Genomic DNA, 22015 nt, shown 5'->3' with positions numbered 1-22015 from the left:
GCTGCGGATCGAGACATCATCAACCATGATGCTGCCGCATGACAGGTGCCGTCTCATATGGCGTTTGCGCCATCGCCATGGTCTCTGCCGGCCTGGCCACTGACTTCGGGGCCGGGCGGCAAAAACGTGGACGGTACCCTATGTTAAGCTGAGGCGGTTTCGCTGCCCCTCAAATCCAGGGGAACGCCGTGTGACCCTTACCGGGCCCCACATGTCCGCATCAGCATGCAAAAAACTCAATCACCGGATCCTCAGACACCCAATCGAGCAAGGATCACGCATCCACCCTTTTCAATCAAAAACAAATTAGGACAGGAGGGGCGAAGGGGGGAGCCCTTCCTGTCCCACACTGCTGATCTAAGAGAGGGTCTCTTCGGCAACATCCCGAAGAATCTCTACAATCAGCCGACAGTCGTCCAGGTCAAAGGTCAGGGGTACCCGCATATCGCACATAACAGCGAGAACGCGGTTGGTCTCTTTGAGTTCCGGAAGATTGCCGAAGTATTTCCAGCTCCCGTAGGCGCTGGTAAATCCGACGGGCTCGGAATCACCGAACCACTTCAATTCCACGCCGCGTTTCAGGGCAGCTGCAAGGAAGTTGCGGATGGTGGTCTCGTCCTGTCCCACAAGGGAAAACTGAATGGAGCTTCCTACGTAGGTCTCTTTTTCAGGACGCTTGGGGCAGGTCATCCCGGGGATTGAATTGAATCCCTCTTCAAGGACCTGATACCTCTCGTTCCAGCGTTTGCACTGGTTGTCCAGGTCGCGAAGCTGAAAACGAAGGAGGGAGGCCCGAAGGTTGTCCATGCGGCTTGAATAGTTGGGGGTAAGCTTTTTGACCTTTTCGAACACTTCCATGCCGGGACGTGAGGTGTGCTTCTCGTAGAGCATGTAAGAACCGGAATGGATGATGGCGCGGGCAATGACATCGGGATCGTCGGTGGTCAACAGGCCGCCTTCCCCGGAGTTCATGTGCTTGTAGGTCTGGGTGCTGAAGCAGCCCACCTTGCCGAAGGAGCCGGACTTCTTGCCGTCCCAGTACGCTCCCATGGTGTGAGCGCAGTCCTCGATGAGGACAAGCCCGTGCTTTTCACAGATCTCCATCAGGCGATCCATATCGGTAAGGTGACCGCGCATGTGAGAGATGAGGAACCATTTCACATCGGGGTCTGCCGCTTTCTTCTCCAGGTCCACCAGGTCAATGGTGTAGTCGTCGGTGATCTCGACAAGAACGATTTCGGCACCGGCGTTGTGGATGGCGCCGGGAACCGGAGCCAGGGTGTAAGCGTTGCAGAGGATCTTGTCTCCGGGCTCAACCCCAACGCTTTTCAATGCGAGGTACATGGCCATGCCGCATGAGGCGCAGGAGAGGCAGTACTTTGCGCCCATATAGGCTGCAAACTCCTCTTCAAGAAGAGCGGCTTCGCCCTTCTCACCGGCGCTGACATTGTAACGGTGAAGCTTGCCCGTGCGCATGATCTCCACGGCACGTTCAATGGACGCTTCACTGATGGGTTCCTGCTGAGTAAATTCCTTGGTAAACCGTTTGACGGATGCGTTTCCCATGCGACCTCCTGAATATCTCAAAATCAGGGGCGGGAAGCGAGCCAACGCTCCCCGCCCCATATCGTCTACCATCGGCTCAAAGCCGAACAGACCTTAGTACTTGGTCTGGTTGTACACTTCAAAGTCCCACTCTTCGTTGGGGAAGAACTTGCGCAGACGCCAGTCGCAGGCGCGGGCGTGGCCTTCCATGCCCTCCACGCGGGAGAGACGGGAAGCAGCACCGCTGACGACCTTGTTGGCCTCGGGCTTGATCTCCTGGTAGGTCATGATCTTCAGGAACTTGTGTACGTTCAGGCCACCGGACATGTAACCGGCCTTCTTGGTGGGAAGGATGTGGTTGGTGCCGGAGCACTTGTCACCCTGGGGTACGGTGGAACCTTCGCCGAGGAAGAGTGAACCGTAGTTGGTGAGACGCTGGGTCCACCAGTCGAGGTCTTCGGCCATGACCTGTACGTGCTCGGAAGCGTACTGATCGCTGACTTTGGCAACCTCTTCACGGTCTTCGCAGAGAACGATCTCACCGAAATCCCTCCAGGAGGTGGCGGGGGTGTCGGGATCGGGCATGTCGGCGATGACTTTGGGCATCAGCTCGTTGACCTTCTCGGCCAGCTCGCGGCAGTCGGTGTGGAGCCATACGGGAGAGTCGAGGCCGTGCTCTGCCTGGGAAACCAGGTCGATGGCTACGGTCATGGGATCGGCGGTCTTGTCGGCGATCACTGAGGACTCGGTGGGGCCGGCGAAAACGTCGATGGCGCAGCGGCCGGTACCGGCCAGAATGGCTTTGGCTTCAGCAACAAAGGCGTTGCCGGGGCCTACGAGGATGTTTGCGGGCTTGCCGCTGAAGAGACCGAAGGCCATGGTGGCAATGGCCTGAACACCACCCATCTCGATGATGATATCAGCGCCGGCAAGTTCCATGGCGTAAACAACGGCAGGAGCGATGCTCTCACCACGGGGGGGGGAGCAGGCAACAACGGTTTTGACGCCGGCAGCCTTGGCAGTGGCCACACTCATGATGGCGGAGCAGGCGTGGGCGAAACGACCGCCGGGAACGTAGCAACCGGCCACTTCCATGGGGATGACCTTCTGGCCGAGGCGAACGCCTTCGAGGGTCTCTTTCTCGAACTCAACGATGCTCTCACGCTGGGCCTGGGCAAAGCCAAACACCTGATCGTAGGCAAACTTGAGGTCGTCCTTAACACGCTGGGGAACCTGGGCGATGAGGGCCTGCTTCTTCTCTTCGGAAAGGATGAAATCACCTTCCCAGTTGTCGAATTTCTTGGCCAGTTCGCGAACCGCCTCTTCGCCGCGGGCCTCAATGTCCTTGAGGATCCCTTCAACGATGACGCGCTTCTGGTCGCTTACTTCTTCAAAGCTGAGTTCTGCTTTTTTAATGTACTCCATTGCAAAAAATCTCCGTAAGTAGATCGCTTTGTATATTGGATGTCAGAAATTTCCCGTCGGTATGGAGTAAATTAGCCAGTCCAGATGAACATTGTCAATGATTTTATAAAATCTTTTTAAAAATTTCTTTAAACTTTCGTTAAAACATTTTGATCAGCTTCAAATTCAGAACGAAATATCCAGAATAGATCCAGACAGATGCTACCGACATGCGAAACGTTCCCTCCCCTGTACGGCGACTGTCCGAACACGAAACAGCGATCCACGTTCCATTTCCGCTCCGGACCACCTCCCATTGCCCACAGGAGCAACAGCGCTAGAGGAACATCATACCACATGGCCCACCCACCACATATATTTAATGGTATAAGCGACCCTGCTTTCTATATTGCGAAAAACATTTCAAGATTTCCCATATTATAATATACATACCACCATAAAGGAATTTCCCCAACCTTTCACCAGGGGCTGGACCACGTTTACGGAGATTTTCGGCACATTTTTTGAATATCCCAATAGGCGAACCATGGAAGAGCCACCTCCCCGGAGGTACAGTAATGGCTCGGACACCAGAAGGGCCCTCAGGGTGAATCGACGGATAGCCAAGCCGTCCCGGGTCCATAGCCGCTTCCGGTGGGGTACACGCATGAGGCTCCACCATGGGGCCCCTTGAATGAAACAGCGTCAGCGGCATGGCCCACCGGCCTCGAAATTGTTCGAACATTTCGAAACACCCCTACCCCATTCCAGCGAAGGGGCGGGCACATGTACTCAATTCGACCGACAGGAGTAGACAGAGAGCCCACAAGAACAGATATTCAGAAGGAGATATTCAGTTAAGCGCCAGCACCACAAACCGTCGAGGCACCGCGCAACCCCTTTAAGATTTGCGTAAAATATTTTATAAAAAATGTTTTAACATTTTATTAGATTTTTTTCATAAAAGAACTTGACGGCCACAGAAAAAAGACTCATAAACTTAGTCAAACGAGCCGAGGGAACATTTTCAACCGCCCGCCCATCGGCGTCGGATGTGACCAAAAAAGCCAACACGTTTAGATTTCAGGAGGTGTAGTATGGACGGCAAATCTCTTATCTTAAAAGCACTCAACCACGAAGAGGTTCCCCGCACACCCTGGGTCCCTTACACAGGCGCCCAGATCGCAAACCTCAAAGGGTATGCTGCCGATGAAATTTTCAAAGATGTCGACAAACTGGTCGAATGCCTTCTGGAAGCCGAAGCGCAATACGCACCGGACGGACTGCCCGTGATGTTCGACCTCCAGGTAGAGGCCGAAATCCTCGGATGCGACCTCAAGTGGTACCCCAACACCCCCCCCACGGTCTGCAGCCACCCCCTTGCAAACGATTTTACCGTCCCCACACAACGCCTGACCAAAGAGGACGGCCGCATCCCCATCATCATGGAGGCCACCAGGCGCCTCAAGAAAGCCAAGCCCAACATCGCCCTTTACGGCCTGGTCTGCGGCCCCTTCACCCTGGCGTCCCACCTTCGCGGCACCAACATCTTCATGGACATGTACGACCAGCCCGAAAAGGTGAAAGAGCTCATCAACTACTGTGAAGAGGTGGTCAGCGAGTACGCAGGCTTTCTCATCGATGCGGGATGTGATGTCATCGGCGCCGTGGACCCCCTGGTCTCCCAGATCTCTCCGGCCTCCTTTGAGCAGTACCTGACCGAGCCCTTTACCGCGTTCTTTGCCAAGGCCCGTGAGCGCCAGGTCCCCTCAAGCTTCTTTGTCTGCGGTGACGCCACCAAGAACATCCCGGCCATGTGCAAGACCCGCCCGGATGCGGTTGCCATCGACGAGAACGTGGACATCGTGGAAGCCAAAAAGGTCACCGACGAGCACGGCATCCTCATCTCCGGCAACCTCCAGCTCACCATCACCATGCTCTTCGGCACCCAGCAGGACAACCAGCAGGCCGCCATCGACCTGATGGACTCCCTGGGCACCAAAGACTTCATCCTCGCCCCGGGCTGCGACATGCCCTTCGGCGTGCCCCCGGAAAACATCGTGGGCGTTGGCATGGCCGTCCACAACAAAGAGGCGGTACGCAAGGCCCTTTCCACCTACATCAAAAAAGATGAACTTCCGGAAGTTGAGCTGCCCGACTACGACAGCCTGGACCACGTCCTCATCGAGGTGGTCACCATCGACTCCCAGACCTGTGCTGCCTGCGGGTACATGGTGGCATCCGCCAACGATGCCGCCGCCCCCTTCGGCGACAAGGTCAAGGTGGTGGAGCGCTCCATCATGTACCCTGAAAACGTGGCGTTCATGAGCAAAATCGGCCTGGCCAACGCACCGGCCATGCTCGTTCACGGCGAAATCAAGCACATCTCCCTGATTCCCACCAGTGAGACCTTGACCGCAGAAATCAACGCAGCTATGAAGTAACCGTACCACGCCGCGGGAGGCCCTGCGCCCCCGCGGCGTTCTTGAACGTTTCGTTTTACCGACCGACGGGTGTGGCGTACCAGGGCAGACCCAAGCCCGCACCACCCGCACAACGCAAGGGCATTCTCCATCCCAAGCCCCACACCTGCTCTACCGTGGCCGTTTCCGACCGAGAATCCCGCCCAAGGACCTTGTGTCCCCAGGAATACGACCATGACCGTTACCATCACCGTCTCCCACGACAAAAAAGAGACCGTCCTTGAGGTCCCCAAAGACAAACCCCTCGTCGCCGCCCTGCGGGAAGCCCGGCTCATCGTGGCCCCTTGCGGTATCGGCAAATGCGGAAAGTGCAAGATCATCTGCAGCACCAGCCCCACGGACGAAGAGCGAAGCCTTTTAACGCCCATGGAGTTGGACGCCGGTATTCGCCTTGCCTGCTACACCTGGCCCGAAGAGGGCATGCGCATCACCGTTGCGGACCGCCAGAACCTCAAAGTCCTGACCCGCTTTCGCACGCAAACCTACGACCATGTGCCTGTCTTGACCAAGCGCCCGTTCCGGGCAGAGGCCCCGGCCATCCTGGATCAGTCCCCGGACCTGGACCGCCTCATGGCCGCCGCCGGCGCCGGGGACCATGCCCTGCCCCTGTCCCAGCTGTGCACGCTCCCTGATTTTCTTCGCCGCCACGGATTCGCCGGGCAGGCCGTCCTCCACGGAGAGACCCTGGTGGGCATCAGCGACGAAGAGAGCCACCTGGGCCTCATCGTGGATATCGGAACCACCACGGTTGCTGCCATGCTCGTGGACCTGAACACCGGAAGCACCGTGGGAGTCAGCGGCTCCCACAACGCCCAGGCCCCCTTCGGCGCCGATGTGATGACCCGCATCCAGTACAGCATGGAGCACGGCACCGAACCCCTCACCGCCGCCGTGACCGACCAACTCAACACCCTACTGGCAGGGCTTCTTTCCGCCGCCGGCGTCAGGGACGTCAGCCTCATCGCCCTGGCCGGCAACACCACCATGATGCACCTGCTCTGCGGCATCTCCCCGGAGTTCATCAGCAAGGCCCCCTTTATCCCCGCCACCTTAAACGGGATGCACATGCCCGCCCGGGACCTGGGCATCCTCTCGGACGGGCGCGCCTTCCTTCTTCCGGGGGTCTCCGCCTACATCGGTGCCGACATTGTCGCCTCGCTTCTGGCCACCGGGGCCATTGGCAAGGAAGAGACCTTCCTGCTGGCCGACATCGGTACCAACGCCGAGACCGTCCTTTACGCAAACGGCGTCTGCTATGCCTGCTCCGCTGCGGCCGGGCCCTGTTTTGAAGGCGCCAACTTAAGCTGCGGCATGCCGGGCCAGCCCGGCGCCATCGACTCGGTGTTCAAAACCGACGAGGGCGTGGGCCTCACCGTCATTGACGACCGCAAAGCCACAGGGCTCTGCGGCTCCGGCGTCATCGACGCCATCGCCCTGCTTCTGGAGGAAGGGGCCATGGACCCCACGGGACGGCTCCAGGCAACAGGCTCCCTGGCCGAAAGCATCGACGGAGAGAAAAACGAAATTCGCCTTCACCTCACCCCGGAGGTGGCCCTCACCCAGAAGGACATCCGGGAGGTCCAGCTGGCCAAGGCCGCGCTGCGGGCCGGCATCGAGATCCTCATGCAGGAGGCGGGCATCACCTGTGACGACATCGACACCCTCTACCTGGCCGGCGGCTTCGGATCGGCCATCCACCCGGAGAGCGCCGCACGCATCGGCATGATTCCCCACGGGCTTCTCAACAAGATATCGGTGCTGGGCAACGCCGCCTCCTTCGGTGCCCTCCGTTATGTCACCGAAGCCAGGGCCGTGGAGACGGCCGATGCCATCCGCCGCAACACCCGCCACATCGAGCTGTCGGCCCACAAGGGATTCAGCGGCGAGTACATGAACCGCATGGTCTTTATCGAGGATTAAGTTCCCCCGGTGCACACACCCCCGTCTTCCAATGCACATCCAAAGCGACCCGCTGAGTAAACCCGGCCCCTTCCCAGAGGCCGGGTTTCTTCTTTCCTTCCCAGACTGACACATGCCACTGAACCCCGACGCCCCCCGCGACAAAAAACGGCACACAAAATCGGCAGGGCGCTTCCCGCACCATGAATTTGCGACGTTTCCTCACCCCGAGAATCTCCGGCCACGCGACAGAACTTAGGGGCGTTTCGAAATAGTAGAAGAATTACTACATCAAGGATTACCGGCCCTTAACCACGGCTGGGGGCGGCCATTGAAAACACGCATGTTTCCAGGCACTCCCCGCCATCCTGCCAAAGAGACCCGTTACGCCCGAAACCCTGTTTTGACTCATATTCACTGTCGCTTCCCATGACCGGCTCCGGGAACTGTCAAGCCCCACCCCCTCCGACACACCCGTACGAAGGACAAATAATGTTCCCCTGGTACGGATATTGCTCACTATCAAGCTATCCATTTAGGAAGGACGCCGGGCCATTCACCTCCCGGCAACTGCCTTTTCGCCTGCGGCGCACTCAACGAAGATTCAGCGCACGCAGGCGCTGATGGTCAGGTTCGGCTGGCACGCCGCCTCGATTCACAATCGTTTTCATGCATCCAGACTGCCCGTGATGCACGCCACCACGAAACGATCTTCGAATCCGGCCGTTCAGCTTTTCGAACCTTTTTCCACCCTTCCTGTGTGCGGGGCTGGCCCGCACGGGAAGACGTCCTTGGCATTCCAAGGACCGGAGGCCTTTTTCCGGAAGTCCGGACTCCCCGGCACGCACCCAGGCAAGATGCGTGATTGGGTGCCTGGAATCACCCGGTTCCCCGGTAAGGCAATGAGTCAACAACTACGTTAGGAGGAAGTGATGTTCAGGAAATTATGTATCGCTGCCATCGCAGTATTCGCCATGGTCATGACCGCACAGGGTGCATCCGCCAAACAGGTAATCCGAGTCGGCATGGGAGATGCCCCGGATTCGGACCAGGGCTACGGTGCCCGGTTCTTCAAGCAGGCGGTGGAATCCGAGTCCAATGGCGAAATTGAGGTGCAGCTTTTTCCGGGGGGCCAGCTCGGCACGGAAACCGAAATGCTTCAGAACGTCCGTCGCGGGACCCTTGATCTCTGCTACGTGGGTATCGGCAACGCCGTACCCTTTGTCAAAGAGCTCGGCACCCTGACCATGCCGTACCTCATCGAGAACCACTACGATGCCATCAAGGCAACCACCGGCGGCCTTGCCACCCACTGGAACGAGCTGTGTACCAAAAAAGGCGGATTCCGTATCCTGCACTGGGGATACTCCAACTTCCGTTTCATCACCAACTCCAAGCAGCCCGTGAAGAAACTTGCTGACATCAAGGGGATGAAGATTCGAATCCCCCAGAACAAAATCCTCATGGCCACCTACAAGTCCTGGGGAGCCAACCCCGTTCCCATGGCCTGGTCCGAGACCTTCACCGCCCTGCAGCAGGGCGTTGTTGACGGCCAGGACAACCCCTACATCGTTAACTACACCTCCAAGTTCCACGAAGTTCAGAGCTACCTGACCGAGGTGCACTACCAGTACTCCCTGCAGCCCATGCTCGTGGGAGAGCGCACCTGGAAGAAGTGGGACGCCAAAACCAAAGAGCTTATCGCCCGTGCAGCCCAGGAGACTCAGCAGTACTGGATCGCCTACCAGATCCTGGAAGCAGCCAACGCCAAAGAGGGCATGATCAAAGGCGGTGTTGAAGTCAGCACCCTCGAAGACGAAGCCCAGTGGAAAAAACTGGCCATGGACAACGTATGGCCCGAGTACTACGACTTCATCGGCGGCAAAGAGAACCTGGACATGGTCCTCAAGGCCCTCGGTAAAAAGTAACCCACCCAAGGTGATGTGCCGCAGGGGCGTTGCCAGTGAAGCACGGCACCTGCCGCACACCCCGTCCTGACCAAAGGGGGGAGAGCCCATCTCCCCCCTCCTCTTTTCGCCCCCTCCCTTGCAAAAATCCCCAGATGCCATTGCGCCGCATCCCTCAGCACCCCAGCGCCTTTTCATCAGCCCTTGTGCCCTCTGACCCTTTACTCCCTTTCCATTGCCACAAAGATGTTCAAACACCCATTTCTGGCATGGTTGTTGCTCATATAAAATAGTCAAACACCAAGGGAACACCGAGACCGCCACAAAGGAATAAAGAGGGCCTCGGTCATCCCGGCGGCAGCAACCGGCCGAAGGCACGTAAACACTGGAAAAAGCAAGCTTCGGGTCCCGATCAGAGTCACACTGGGCCGACGCATCCCATCCAGCGAGCCACGGCGACCATGGGAGACAGATTCGAGTTTGTAGTAAAACTTCGAAACTTTTCAACTTCCCCCATACGCACCACCGGGAAGACCCTTTCGGATGAACCGGAGCCAGCAGGAGTAAGGAACAGACCGCCAACGATGCCGGTGGTTCCCGCAGACTGGATCCGACTGCGAACTTTTATAAAAAAGACGTTCATCAGCGCGGAGACGGCAACAACGCCCCAGAAAGCCGACACACCCCGCGCACCATTTGAGGAGGAGGTTGTTTTTAAATGCTGAAAGCCAACAGATTCAGACTTGCGGATGATGAAATGCTCGACCAGATCCACGAAGCCACCGTGGAGGTCCTTGAGACCTGCGGCGTGGACTTTGAAGATGAAACCGCCCGCCAGATCATGAAAGACGGGGGATGCGAGGTGGACGGATGGCGCATCAAGATCCCCCGGGCCATCCTTGAAAAGACCATTGAACAGGCCCCCAGCTCTTTTATGTTCCACGGCCGCAACGAAGAGAAATCCTTCCTGGTGGGCGAAGGCCAGACCCGCCCCCACACAGACCCCAGCTTCGGCGCGGTGCGCATCCACGACATCAAGACCGGCTACCGCGACTGCACCATGGACGACCTGACCAAATTCTTCACCCTCATCCAGTCCAGCGACATCTGTGACATCGGAGGCGGGTGGCCCGTGGAACCGGCGGACATTCCGGTGAAAAAGCCCCACCTGCACGTCTTCCGGGAAATGGTCCGCCACACGGACAAGCCCCTTCGCAGCTTTGTGGGTACCACCGAAGAGGTCCAGGAGTACTTTGAGCTCTTTGAGATCGCCAAGGGCGAAAAGGGTTACCTGGACAACCACACCTGCATGTTTGCCAGCATCAACCCGGTGAGCCCCCTCACCTACGCGGCCTTTCCCCTGCAGACCATGATCGAGCACGCCAAGAAAAAGCAGGCCATCTGCACCCTGACCTGCGCCATGAGCGGTATCTCCGCCCCCATGAGCATCATGGGCGCTGCGGTCATGCAAAACGCAGAGATGCTGGCCGGAAACGTCCTGCTTCAACTCGTGAACCCGGGAACGCCCTACATCATGGGCCCTGCCTCCTGCCGACCGGATATGAAGTCCGGACTTTACGCCAACGGTTCCCCGGAAGCCAACATGATCAACGGCCTCAGCATCCAGATGGCCGTCGAGCGTTACAAGATCCCCGTGCGCATCATGGCAGGCATCACCGACGCCAAGGTGGTGGACGCACAGGCCGGCATGGAGACCATGCAGACCCTCATTCACGCCGTCATGGCCGGTGCCCACTGGATCCACGGCTGCTTCGGATCCCTGGACTCCCTGAACTCCACCTCCTTTGAAAAAATCATGCTCGGAGAGGAAGCCTTTTCCAGGGTTCTTCGCCTCCTGGAGGGCCTTAAGGAGTGGGACAAGGACACCACGGTCTCCGAGATCGTCCACGCGGGCCCGAGGGGAACCTACTTCATGGAGCCCACCACCGTGACAAACTTTCGAAACACCTGGCGCCCCACGGTCTCCACCCAGGAGGCCTACCAGAACTGGGCCGACGCAGGTGCCAAAGATTTCAGTACCATGGCCCGTGAACGCTGGGAAAAACTCCTTGCCGAGGCCCCGGAAAGCCTCCTGGACGCAGACCGGGAAAAGGCGGTCAACGCCTTTGTGGAAGGCAAGCTCAGCGAAGCATAGGGAGCCCGTCGGCAACGGGCAGCACCCATGCCCACTATCGAGCTCCCGGTGTTGGCCACCCCGACACCGGAGGGCAGGACACCCCGACGGCTGACGATATTGGGGGCCCGTAAGGGCCCCCAATATCACTCACAAAGAGCACACAAAGACCAATGGTTAAGCAATTTCTGCATTGCTATGACTTATTCATATAAACCATTGATATAAGGTGAATTGCATATTCTGTTGCCCAAATCGTAAAACAAAAAAATATCTATTTTAAGCAACGAATTGCTTGACAAGAAAACAGGGATTATTTTATAAAATCCTTCATAAAAAAACAAACCGTCCCCGAGAGACGGCAACCAAGCGCCCAGCCACGTGAGAAGGGACCCGGCATGGCCCCTCCGGCCAGCCCCTTCGCCTTCGCGGCGCCGGACACTCCGCGACACAACGGCGGGCAGCCCCGTTCCCCCTCAACTTCAGAGGGAGACATCTCGGCAGGACACACCCAGCAGCGACCATGCGACAGTGGAAGCGGTCCACTGCCGTAAAAATCAGGCCGTACGGACACCGGCTGGATAGACTCAACACTCTCTCTGGGAGGAGACAGGCCCATGAAAATCATCGACATCTACCGACGATGCCTCAACGGCGAAGAAATGAATGAAAACGATTACGATATCAATGTCGTTTTCCCTGCCATGATGCAGATGGCCCAGAAATACAACATCAAGTACAACCCCGAGGACCCCGTCTCGTCCGATGACGACCTGGCCGACCGCGTCTTCGAGGCTGCCCTTGAGTTCTTTGTCAATTCCGGCATGTACTGCCAGGACACGGGCCGTGTGGTGAAATTCACCAAAGAGGAAGTCCTTTATGCCATCAGCGAGTCGGCCCGCCCCCGCTGCATCGGCGGTGAGAAGGAGAGCCGCAGGGAGTGGCGATGCCGCAAGCCCGACGAAAATTCCCGACCCTGGTGCCACATCGGCTCCGGCATCTACACCAGCAACGACGACCTCTTCCTCAAGCTTGTGGAAGGGTATGCCCGCATTGACCGAGCAGACTCCATGGCCATCCCCACGCTGATGAACGACCCCGACGGCCAGGGCGACCCCAACGTGCCCTTTCACCCCTCCGAGGTCATGGCCTGCATCCACAACATGAAACTGGCCCGCAAGGCCACCGAGAACGCCGGTCGTCCCGGCTTCCCCGTATTCAACGTGGTTCCCGCCTCCGGCGGCCCGGTCAGCACCCTGGCGGCCAGTCACCCCAACTGCGGCACCCGGACCTCCGACGGCTGGCTCTGCGCCTTCTACCCCGAGTACAAGCTGAAGATGGATACCCTGAACAAGATCTGCTTCCTTCAGGAGATCGGCGGCAACATCGCCGGTGAGGCCAGCACCCTTCTGGGCGGCTACTGCGGCGGCCCCGAAGGCATCGCTGTGGGTGTCACCGCCTACGCCATGATGTCCTGCATGCTGGGCGCCCAGTACTTCCTCAACTTCCCCGTAACCCTCAAAGGCGCCATCTCCACCTCACGCCCGCTCCTCTGGGGACTGGGCCTCGGGTCACAGGCCATCTCCCGCAACATCTACCTGCCCACCTACAACTCCGGCTACTCAGCCGCAGGGGCAGGCACCAAGGAGTACTTCTACCAGTCAGCCGCCTACATCCTCACCGGGGTCACCTCCGGGGTCACCACCGGCACCCCCTTCCCCGCTGCGGGCGTCAAAATGGACGGGATGACCCCCCTTGAGGCCAGATTCCACACCGAGATGGCCGATGCGGCCAGCCAGCTCACCAGGGCCCAGGCAAGCCCCATCGTGGCCAAGCTCCTTGAAAAATACGAGCACACCCTGGACACTCCCGACCTGGGCATGACCTACCCCGAGCTCTTCGACCTGGACACCAATACTCCCAAGGCGTTCTACCAGAAGATGTACGAGGAGGTGAAAGCCGACCTCGTGGAGCTGGGCGTGCCCATCAAGTAAGACCGACACACAACCCTCAGGGGCCGGCCCGGCGGCCTGGCCCCTTCAGACCACAGACGGCATACCGGAATGCCCAACCCCATTCCGGGCCATAAATAAAAAAACACCCGATCAGGTAAGAAACAAAGGAGTACACCATGTCCCAGACCCATTTTGACAACCTTCGCGATGCCATCACCTCCCTCAACGCAGCCGCCGCTGCCGACACCGCCACCCAGGCCATTGCCGAGGGCGTAGAGCCCGTGGACCTCATCACCAACGGCATCCGCGCCGGCCTCGACATCATGGGCGAGAAGTTCACCAACGGCGACTGCTTCCTGCCCGAGCTCATGCTGGCAGGCCGCGCTGCAGACTCCGCCGTTGCCATCATCGAGCCCGCCATGCTCGCCTCCGGCAACGCCGATGAGAAGCTGGGCAAGGTGGTCATGGCCACCGTCAAGGACGACCTCCACGACATCGGCAAGAACATTGTGGCCCTGATGCTGCGCTCCGCCGGCTTTGAGGTCATCGACCTGGGCTGCGACAAGTCCAAGGAAGAGATCTTTGCCGCAGCAGAAGAGAACAACGCCGACATCGTGGGCCTCTCCACCCTCATGACCACCTGCATGGCCTTTATCCCCGAGTTCGTTGAGCTCCTCAAATCCAAGGGCGTGCGTGACAACTACAAGGTCCTCGTGGGCGGTGCCCCCCTGAACCCCCAGTTTGCTGAAGAGTCCGGCTGCGACGGCTACGCCGCAGACGCCTCCAAGTGCGTTGAGATGGCCAAGCAGCTTATGGGCATCGCGGCCTAACCCGGATATTTCATGAGAAAACAAACACCCAAGATGAAAGCTACATGACTTCAGGATGTTACAACGGAAAAATCAGCTATTCTGAAAATGCAAAATGTAAATCAGGATTTGCTGTTTGATTTTCTCACCCTTCGGGCGAGACGGGTGCACTCATCTGCTGCGTTATCAGAGCCTTGAGGTAAAAAACTACATCTGCTGCTCTGATGCCTTGCACATGAGCGCACCCGACTCGTGAAATATCCGGGCTACGGTATGATTCAAGGGGTTTGCCCTGCCCCATGCCTGCAAGAAAAGAAAACCCGCTCCCCGACCGGATAAATCCAGGATTTCGGGGAGCGGGTTTCCCTGTTTTCAAACACGCCAAAAACAGGTATACCGGTCACCTGACATGCATAAAAAGGAGTCTTGCCATGAAAACCCCCATCATTGTTCTCACCGGCTTTTTAGGAAGCGGAAAAACCACCCTCATGCAGTATCTCCTCCATGAATTTCCGGAAAAGAAGGTGGCCGTGCTGGTCAACGACTTCGGTGAGGTCCCCGTGGACGCAGCCCTCCTTTCCGGGCGGGGCCTGCCCGATGACATGCTCTACGAGGTCAACGGCGGGTCCATTTTCTGCGCCTGCCTGAAGGACAACTTCGTCCTCGGCCTCAAGGCCCTCACCGAATGCAGCCCCGACCTCATCCTGGTGGAAGCCTCGGGCATGGCCGACCCTTCAGGCATCGGCCCCATGATCCGAAATGCCGGGCTGGGGGACGCCTGTGAGCTCATGTGCACCCTCTGCGTCTTTGACGCCATCAAAAGCCTCAAACTGGCCCAGAACCTGGCCACCATCGAGCGCCAGGTGGCAAACGCCCACTACATCCTCCTCAACAAAACCGACCTCGCCACCTCAGGAGAGATGGAGGCCTCAACAGCCTACATCCGCAAAATAAACAGCCGGGCCGTGATCTTCCCGACCCGCAAGTGCCGATTCAACGTGGACCTCCTGAAAAAAGAGATGGAAAACCCCTTTGCCATGATGCCCAGCCTCAACACCTCGGACAACCGCCCCGACGCCTTCACCGTGAAGAGCATCAACGGATCGGTGGACGCCTTTCTTGAAGCCCTGAATCGCGAAGAGGACCTCCTGCGGGTCAAGGGATGCCTTACGGAAAACGGTCGCCACTACTACATCTCCGACACCGGCGCGGAGATCGAAAAAAGGGAGGAGGCAGAGAACTTCACCCCTGTGGTGGTCATCACCATGCAGGACAAGGGCGAGGCAGTCAGGCAGCACCTTGCCGACGCAGGGTTCCTTGCTGCGTAAGGGCAGCTTTTTTCACCAAGAGGCCTGCCCGGGGCGGACTGAACCGTGTCGCATAGAAAGGGGCACTGTTTTTTGCAGGGAGAACAAACGATGAATATGGCTGTGATAGCCTGTGAGGTGATGCGTTATGAGCTGGAGATGCTGTGCAGGGACATGGAAAAGGCCCCTGACCTTCATTTTCTAAAACAGGGACTCCACGACACGCCGAAGCTCTTAAAGCAGGAGCTTCGGGCCACCATCGATAGGGTGGAAGAGGAGCACCCGGAGCTCACCCGCATTGTTTTGGGGTACGGATTGTGCGGCAAGGGGATTGATGGCGTCACTGCAGGCCGCTGCGAGCTGGTCATTCCCAGGGTACACGACTGCATTCCCCTTCTTGTGGGGTCGGTTTCCGCCCACCGGGAAGCCCACAGCCGGGAGTGCGGCACCTACTGGTTCTCCCCTGGATGGCTCACCTGGTCGGTGATCCCCTATCTGGACAACCGGACGGTCCGCCTTGCCCACTACGTGGAAAAATACGGTGAAGACCGGGCCGAGCTTCTCATGCAAATGGAAGACGGGGTCCTTGCCAATTACACCCGGGCCTGCCTCATCGAGTGGCCCGGCCTGGGAGAAGCGTACCGGGAGCAGGCCGCCGAGGCTGCCAGACGCTCCAACCTGCCCCTGGAAACCATGAAAGGCGCCCCCGGCTACCTGGCGGAGCTGCTCTCCGGCACCTGGGACGATGCCCGGTTTGTCCGCATCCCCCCCGGACATAGCGTGTGCCAGAGCATGGACCCCGACGAGGTGATCACGCCGAAAAGGCCCGACCAGGGGTAGGAATCCGGTCCCGGAGCCCAGCAGGCCCGGGTATTGCTTTTATGCTCGCGTTTTCTTGGGAAGGGCAAGGTAGAGCTGTTCCACTTTCTTCCGTGCCCAGGGGGTCTTTCGAAGAAATTTCAGACTGGATTTTACCGACGGGTCGATGTTGAAGCACCGGATATGGATGCGACTTCCCAGGGCCTCCCAGCCATGATATGCAACCAGGGCGGTCACGATCTGTTCCAGGGTCACCCCGTGCAGGGGATTGTTCACTTGCGTCTCACTCATATAAGGGCACTGCCTTCCTTCATCATAAAAAAACGTGCAGTCGGTAAGGAACTGGCCCTGCCGGTACCACAGGCTTTCGGTGGGTAAACGGATTGAACCGGGGCATACCTGCCCGGCCTGTCCCCTTGTACACCCATCAGGGATCAATCCGCAACGCTATCTTCATCGCTACGATTCAGCGTATGCCTCCGAGGCGATGTTGAGCTGAATCGTTACTCTTTATTTTTATCTTTGGCATCTTTGGCCGAGGATTCCTCCAGCAACCGCGTCAGCAGGGCAAGACGCGCCCTGTTCTCCGTGTCGTTTCTGAAAGCCACAACCAGCTCTCTTTTCACAACCACGGCCAAAGGTTCGATGTTTTCGATCCCTTCTCTTTCAGCCAGGAACATCATCACATTGGGATCGGTCACGGCGACCATATGGCGCCCCCTGGCCAACTTCTTCAACAGGGACATATCATTGGGCGCACCGTCCACATGGTGGGGATAGGCGGCCATGGCATCGCTGACGGGCCGGGGGTAGGCGTAGGTTTTCACCACCCCCACCACATGGGTCTTGAACAGGGCATCCAGGCCGTCGTAGGAAAAAGAACCCGATGTGTTCTTCATCACCGCCACCTCGGACCAGCTCACAGGCGGAGATGCCACAAAATCAGACCCGACCTCCTCGGGCCATGCCGGAAAATAGCCCACATACTCCCCGGACCGCGCCCGAGCCTGTGCCCTGGACCAGGGGTAGAACTCCACCAGCAGCTGAATCCCCTCTTTTTTGAGGAGCTCCCTGAGCTTCTGGATGGCGCCCCCCTGGTGTGCCAGAGAGGCCCCGGAATACGGCTCCCAGTTCAACGAGGTGATCTTCCAGACCTCCTCTGCACCGGCAGATGCCGAAGAAAAGACAACAAACGCCCAAAGGGCCAACACCACAGGTTTCATACCGCCCCCCTGATACGCGTTCACACAACGTCCCCAAAGAAGACCACATTCCCCCTGTAAAATCAAGAAAATGGCCCCATATATCCAGGGTCAACGCATTTAATCATTCAGTTGCCTCCGGCAGGGCCACCGGAGGCAAAAATCTAAATGCGTTACCCCTGCCCATGTATCCCCCCTGCCTTAATGCGCACAACAAAAAAGGGCCGCACCCTGTTCGGGGGTGCGGCCCTTTTTTTTCATCGTGTCTGCATCGGAAAAGCCTCGCCTTCAAGGCATCCCGGGAGGACATCCGCCCGCTGCATGTGGGGGCATGAAACAGGCGGTATGAAACCAGACCGAAAAAGGCCGGAGGCGTTAGGGTACCTCCGGCCTTCTTCAGAATGTAAGGAGAGAAGTCGGCAGCCCGGCAGGATATCTCCTGCACCACATGTCCAGCTTGTCGCGTGCCAACGGTCCAGTTGCACGCAGGCTGCCTCGGTAATCAAGGATTACTCATATGTAAACCCGGAAGGCAATGTGGCGTCCATCGCCCGGCGGGGTGGAAAAAATATATGTAAACCCGACATAAAAATCGCATCACAGGAAGTGCCGTCTCATCCCTGTAACATAGCCCTTCCTGTGTGCGTCGGGATTATGTCTTGCTTGCACTCCCGGGCCCCGGGAAGGTAATGGGCCCCGGAAGGATGGAGATTGAGATGGGCACCACCGATCAGATATTCCGATGATGCCCCAATCCCTTAGTACTTGGTCTGGTCGTATACTTCGAAGTCCCACTCTTCGTTGGGGAAGAACTTGCGCAGACGCCAGTCGCAGGCGCGGGCGTGGCCTTCCATGCCCTCCACGCGGGAGAGACGGGAAGCAGCACCGCTGACGACCTTGTTGGCCTCGGGCTTGATCTCCTGGTAGGTCATGATCTTCAGGAACTTGTGTACGTTCAGGCCACCGGACATGTAACCGGCCTTCTTGGTGGGAAGGATGTGGTTGGTGCCGGAGCACTTGTCGCCCTGGGGTACGGTGGAACCTTCGCCGAGGAAGAGTGAACCGTAGTTGGTGAGACGCTGGGTCCACCAGTCGAGGTCTTCAGCCATGACCTGTACGTGCTCGGAAGCATACTGATCGCTGACTTTGGCAACCTCTTCACGGTCTTCGCAGAGAACGATCTCACCGAAATCCCTCCAGGAGGTGGCGGGGGTATCGGGATCGGGCATGTCGGCGATGACTTTGGGCATCAGCTCGTTGACCTTCTCGGCCAGCTCGCGGCAGTCGGTGTGGAGCCATACGGGAGAGTCGAGGCCATGCTCTGCCTGGGAAACCAGGTCGATGGCTACGGTCATGGGATCGGCAGTCTTGTCGGCGATCACTGAGGACTCGGTGGGACCGGCGAAAACGTCGATGGCGCAGCGGCCGGTACCGGCCAGAATGGCTTTGGCTTCAGCAACAAAGGCGTTGCCGGGGCCTACGAGGATGTTTGCGGGCTTGCCGCTGAAGAGACCGAAGGCCATGGTGGCAATGGCCTGAACACCACCCATCTCGATGATGATATCGGCGCCGGCAAGTTCCATGGCGTAAACAACGGCAGGAGCGATGCTCTCACCACGGGGGGGGGAGCAGGCAACAACGGTTTTGACGCCGGCAGCCTTGGCAGTGGCCACACTCATGATGGCGGAGCAGGCGTGGGCGAAACGACCGCCGGGAACGTAGCAACCGGCCACTTCCATGGGAATGACCTTCTGGCCGAGGCGAACGCCTTCGAGGGTCTCTTTTTCGAACTCAACGATGCTCTCACGCTGGGCCTGGGCAAAGCCAAACACCTGATCGTAGGCAAACTTGAGGTCGTCCTTAACACGCTGGGGAACCTGCGCGATGAGAGCCTGCTTCTTCTCTTCGGAAAGGATGAAATCACCTTCCCAGTTGTCGAATTTCTTGGCCAGTTCGCGAACCGCCTCTTCACCGCGGGCTTCGATGTCCTTGAGGATGCCCTCGACGATCACACGTTTCTGGTCACTTACTTCTTCAAAGCTAAGCTCTGCTTTCTTGATAAATTCCATTGACACACTCCACATGTATATAAAATCAATCCAAAAAAACTGCGTTTGACCCCTCACAACGTGAGGATGAATCATGTATAGCTGCGGTCAGTATTTGTGTCAATATTTTTCATAATCTTTTTTCGAATTTATTTTATAAAATATGTTCACACAATCTGAGGCATTCGGCACCACCCTGATAGTTCATCGAATTAATTGAAGATTAAAACAAGCCTGCCTGATACATCCGTCACTGGCCACTCCGGCTGACATGCGCCGCATCCCCTGCTGCGCTCCCCTTTGCTTTCCAAAGGGACCCCTTTGCTCCCCTTGCCCATTGCTCCTTTATTATATGCGTGGCCTCCACCTGATGCCCATCTCAAAAAAGCCGAGTTCTGCGGGTAGACGCTCCACGCAGTGCCACAAAACAGGAAAGGCGCTGACTGAGCAGCGCCTTTCAAAACCAAATTGTCTTTGCCCCGGGATCTTACCCGGAGCATGTGGCGTGAATGGGCCTATCCGGCCACGTCGATGCCGAGGTCACACCCGAGGGGGCCTTCACACTCCAGGTTCGGGGTCCTGACGTCAATGTGTCCTTCCTCGCGCTCTTCATCGGTTTCAATGTAGTTGTGTTCGGTTTCGGTAAATTTCATGATATGTTCTCCTCCCGGATTGGGATTGTTTTTTTATTGGGTTTTCAACAGGGTAAATCCTTTGTTACCTCTCAAGATAAGATCGATTGTTTTTGTGTCAAATAATTTTTTTAGGCTTACCTAAAATTTAACACAAAAAAACGGTTTCATCGCCCTCAATAATGAGCAGCGTTGAAAACCGTCGAGTCGGAGTGCGCCCTCAGGCAAAAAGAAGAAGGCTGACAGCCATCACGGCCATTCCCGCAATCACCCCATAAATGGCATGGTGATGCTCCCCGTATTTTTCTGCGGTGGGCAGCAGCCCGTCCAGGGAAATAAACACCATGATCCCGGCAACCGAGGCAAAGAGCAGGCCGAAGACCATGTCGTTGAAATAGCGCATGAAGACAAGATACCCCGCCAGGGCCCCCACCGGCTCCGACACCCCGGAGAGAAAAGAATACCCGAAGGCCTTTTTCCGGCTGCCCGTGGCAAAATAGATCGGGACGGAAACGGCGATCCCCTCCGGAATGTTGTGGATGGCGATGGCCACGGCAATGGAGATACCGAGGGTGGGATCCTGCAGGGCGCCGGTGAAGGTGGCCAGCCCTTCCGGAAAATTGTGGATCCCGATGGCAAGGGCCGAAAACATGCCCATGCGAAGGAGCGCCCCGTTTTTGGCTTCCACCGCGTCGGCGCCATTTGGCCCCATCTCCTCTATTTTGTGGTATTCATGGGGGTTTTCAAAGGAGGGCACCAATTTATCGATGATCCCGATGACAGCGATCCCCCCGAAAAAAGCCAGGGTGGTGTACCAGTACCCCAGGGTGGGGCCCACGGCCAGGGTCAGGGAGTCCCTTGCCTTGACGAAAATCTCGATCATGGAGACATAGATCATCACACCGGCGGAAAAGCCCAGGGACACCGCCAGGAATTTGGTGTTGGTCTTTTTGGAGAAGAACGCCAGGGCGCTGCCGATGCCGGTGGAAAGCCCGGCAAAGGCCGTGAGCCCGAAGGCAAAAAGGACAGTGCTCGTAGGGATCGCTGTGGACATGGGGGCTCCAGTACGTCGGCTGGGGTTGGAAGGGGCACACCGGAGCTTTTATTTTGAAGGAGTGTTCCCCTTTGTGTCAACGGTTTTTCGCAAGGGCCCGTTCCAGGGGAGACGACTCAAAACCCTCTCCGCGCCGGTATGCTTCGAGCAGGGACTCGGACTCTTTGGCCAGGCGGCGCCGCACCCGCCGCCGTTCTCCCTTGACGCGGGCAATTCGCAGGTTGTCGTAGGCGGTTGTCTGATGGCGCAGCCAGGCGATGACGGCGGCACTGGCCCTCTCCTCGATGGGAATGCGGCGGGTACGCGCCACGGTGCCGCTCCCCACGGGGGATGCATGGGCGGTCACGGCCGTGGCCAGCTCCTCGGCAAGCGCCTGGTGACGGGGATGAAACCGAAGGAACGCCAGCACGGCCCCTTTAAAATCCTCCACGTAGGAGACCTGCTCTTTTTCCCGGCGTGCCTTGTCCGAGGCGCGCTTTTTTTTATAGGCGGGGGTCTCCCGTTCCTTTTCCAGGACTTCCCGAAGGGAACGGATGGTGTCGGCAGGGGCCCACACCCCACGGGAAAAGAGCTTTCGCCCGCGTTTCTCCTGAACCTGCCAGTGGGGGCCGGCCTTTTTCACCCGCCGTGTCAGCGCCGCATCACCGGGAGCCAGCAGCTCCCAGCCCTTTGGCGCGTCAAGGGTTTCTCCGTTATCACTGATTACCTGCCTTGCGGCCTTTCCCGGTCTGACGACCCGACTCTCTTCCGGCATACCCGTCCTTACGTTTGTTTCTCTGCTGTTAACGTGCCTCTGTACATTGACTGACCAGCCTTT

The 22015-nt window shown here is 57.9% G+C and carries 17 protein-coding genes; 8 read left to right on the top strand and 9 right to left on the bottom strand.

The genetic code is table 11. From position 1 onward, the window contains the following. Nucleotides 1-357: 357 nt before the first annotated feature. Together ACOYW0_RS20820 and hisD (ACOYW0_RS20815) are read right to left on the bottom strand one after the other, a co-directional pair. A complete protein-coding gene (locus ACOYW0_RS20820) occupies nt 358-1566 on the bottom strand; it encodes a DegT/DnrJ/EryC1/StrS family aminotransferase (RefSeq protein ID WP_482415688.1) in 1209 nt (402 codons plus the stop codon). Nucleotides 1567-1659: 93 nt separating this feature from the next. Further along, nucleotides 1660-2970, bottom strand: coding sequence for a histidinol dehydrogenase (gene hisD, locus ACOYW0_RS20815; protein WP_482415687.1), 1311 nt, complete (start codon nt 2968-2970; stop codon nt 1660-1662). Nucleotides 2971-4046: 1076 nt separating this feature from the next. Between hisD (ACOYW0_RS20815) and ACOYW0_RS20810 the strand changes: the two genes are divergently transcribed. The 3 genes from ACOYW0_RS20810 to ACOYW0_RS20800 all read left to right on the top strand — a co-directional run bounded on the left by ACOYW0_RS20810 (nt 4047) and on the right by ACOYW0_RS20800 (nt 9259). Continuing rightward, nucleotides 4047-5393: a uroporphyrinogen decarboxylase family protein gene (locus ACOYW0_RS20810; protein ID WP_482415686.1), complete on the top strand. Its 1347-nt coding sequence runs from the start codon at nt 4047-4049 to the stop codon at nt 5391-5393. A gap of 213 nt (nt 5394-5606) precedes the next feature. Then, on the top strand, nt 5607-7352 hold the full coding sequence (locus ACOYW0_RS20805) for an ASKHA domain-containing protein (RefSeq protein ID WP_482415685.1): 1746 nt from the start codon (nt 5607-5609) through the stop codon (nt 7350-7352). A gap of 911 nt (nt 7353-8263) precedes the next feature. Beyond that, nucleotides 8264-9259, top strand: a complete 996-nt coding sequence (locus tag ACOYW0_RS20800; protein WP_482415684.1) for a TRAP transporter substrate-binding protein — start codon at nt 8264-8266, stop codon at nt 9257-9259. Nucleotides 9260-9656: 397 nt separating this feature from the next. On the opposite strand, the gene ACOYW0_RS20795 is transcribed toward ACOYW0_RS20800, so the two are convergent. Continuing rightward, on the bottom strand, nt 9657-10013 hold the full coding sequence (locus tag ACOYW0_RS20795; RefSeq protein ID WP_482415683.1) for a hypothetical protein: 357 nt from the start codon (nt 10011-10013) through the stop codon (nt 9657-9659). On the opposite strand from ACOYW0_RS20795, the gene ACOYW0_RS20790 reads away from it, so the two are divergent. The 5 genes from ACOYW0_RS20790 (at nt 9996) to ACOYW0_RS20770 (ending at nt 16283) form a co-directional block, all read left to right on the top strand. Further along, the gene (locus ACOYW0_RS20790) at nt 9996-11393 is read left to right on the top strand and encodes a trimethylamine methyltransferase family protein (protein WP_482415682.1); all 1398 of its coding nucleotides are present in this window, start codon (nt 9996-9998) and stop codon (nt 11391-11393) included. The genes ACOYW0_RS20795 and ACOYW0_RS20790 overlap by 18 nt on opposite strands. Nucleotides 11394-11989: 596 nt before the next feature. After that, nucleotides 11990-13366 carry a monomethylamine:corrinoid methyltransferase gene (locus tag ACOYW0_RS20785; RefSeq protein ID WP_482415681.1) on the top strand — a complete coding sequence of 459 codons (1377 nt, stop codon included), beginning with the start codon at nt 11990-11992 and terminating at the stop codon, nt 13364-13366. A gap of 137 nt (nt 13367-13503) precedes the next feature. Continuing rightward, a complete protein-coding gene (locus tag ACOYW0_RS20780; RefSeq protein ID WP_180143309.1) occupies nt 13504-14157 on the top strand; it encodes a cobalamin B12-binding domain-containing protein in 654 nt (217 codons plus the stop codon). Nucleotides 14158-14567: 410 nt separating this feature from the next. Next, on the top strand, nt 14568-15464 hold the full coding sequence (locus tag ACOYW0_RS20775) for a GTP-binding protein (RefSeq protein ID WP_482415680.1): 897 nt from the start codon (nt 14568-14570) through the stop codon (nt 15462-15464). Nucleotides 15465-15554: 90 nt separating this feature from the next. After that, the gene (locus tag ACOYW0_RS20770) at nt 15555-16283 is read left to right on the top strand and encodes a DUF1638 domain-containing protein (RefSeq protein WP_482415679.1); all 729 of its coding nucleotides are present in this window, start codon (nt 15555-15557) and stop codon (nt 16281-16283) included. Nucleotides 16284-16322: 39 nt separating this feature from the next. Here ACOYW0_RS20770 and ACOYW0_RS20765 read toward each other — a convergent pair whose 3' ends face one another. The 6 genes from ACOYW0_RS20765 to ACOYW0_RS20740 all read right to left on the bottom strand — a co-directional run bounded on the left by ACOYW0_RS20765 (nt 16323) and on the right by ACOYW0_RS20740 (nt 21952). Beyond that, nucleotides 16323-16553: a VF530 family protein gene (locus ACOYW0_RS20765; protein ID WP_482415678.1), complete on the bottom strand. Its 231-nt coding sequence runs from the start codon at nt 16551-16553 to the stop codon at nt 16323-16325. 212 nt (nt 16554-16765) lie between these two features. Continuing rightward, nucleotides 16766-17485, bottom strand: a complete 720-nt coding sequence (locus ACOYW0_RS20760) for a hypothetical protein (protein ID WP_482415677.1) — start codon at nt 17483-17485, stop codon at nt 16766-16768. 737 nt (nt 17486-18222) lie between these two features. After that, entirely contained in the window at nt 18223-19533 is a 1311-nt protein-coding gene (gene hisD, locus ACOYW0_RS20755; protein WP_482415676.1) for a histidinol dehydrogenase, read from the bottom strand. 494 nt (nt 19534-20027) lie between these two features. Continuing rightward, complete coding sequence (locus tag ACOYW0_RS20750) at nt 20028-20165, bottom strand: hypothetical protein (RefSeq protein ID WP_175469871.1); 138 nt, start codon at nt 20163-20165, stop codon at nt 20028-20030. Nucleotides 20166-20364: 199 nt separating this feature from the next. Beyond that, nucleotides 20365-21198, bottom strand: coding sequence for a zinc transporter ZupT (zupT, locus tag ACOYW0_RS20745; RefSeq protein WP_482415675.1), 834 nt, complete (start codon nt 21196-21198; stop codon nt 20365-20367). A 76-nt stretch (nt 21199-21274) separates the two neighbouring features. Continuing rightward, complete coding sequence (locus tag ACOYW0_RS20740) at nt 21275-21952, bottom strand: DUF2293 domain-containing protein (RefSeq protein WP_482415674.1); 678 nt, start codon at nt 21950-21952, stop codon at nt 21275-21277. Nucleotides 21953-22015 lie beyond the last annotated feature (63 nt).

The organism is Desulfoluna sp. HI9BLuna, assembly GCF_056829775.1.
This window is presented reverse-complemented; position numbering and strand designations above follow the sequence as displayed.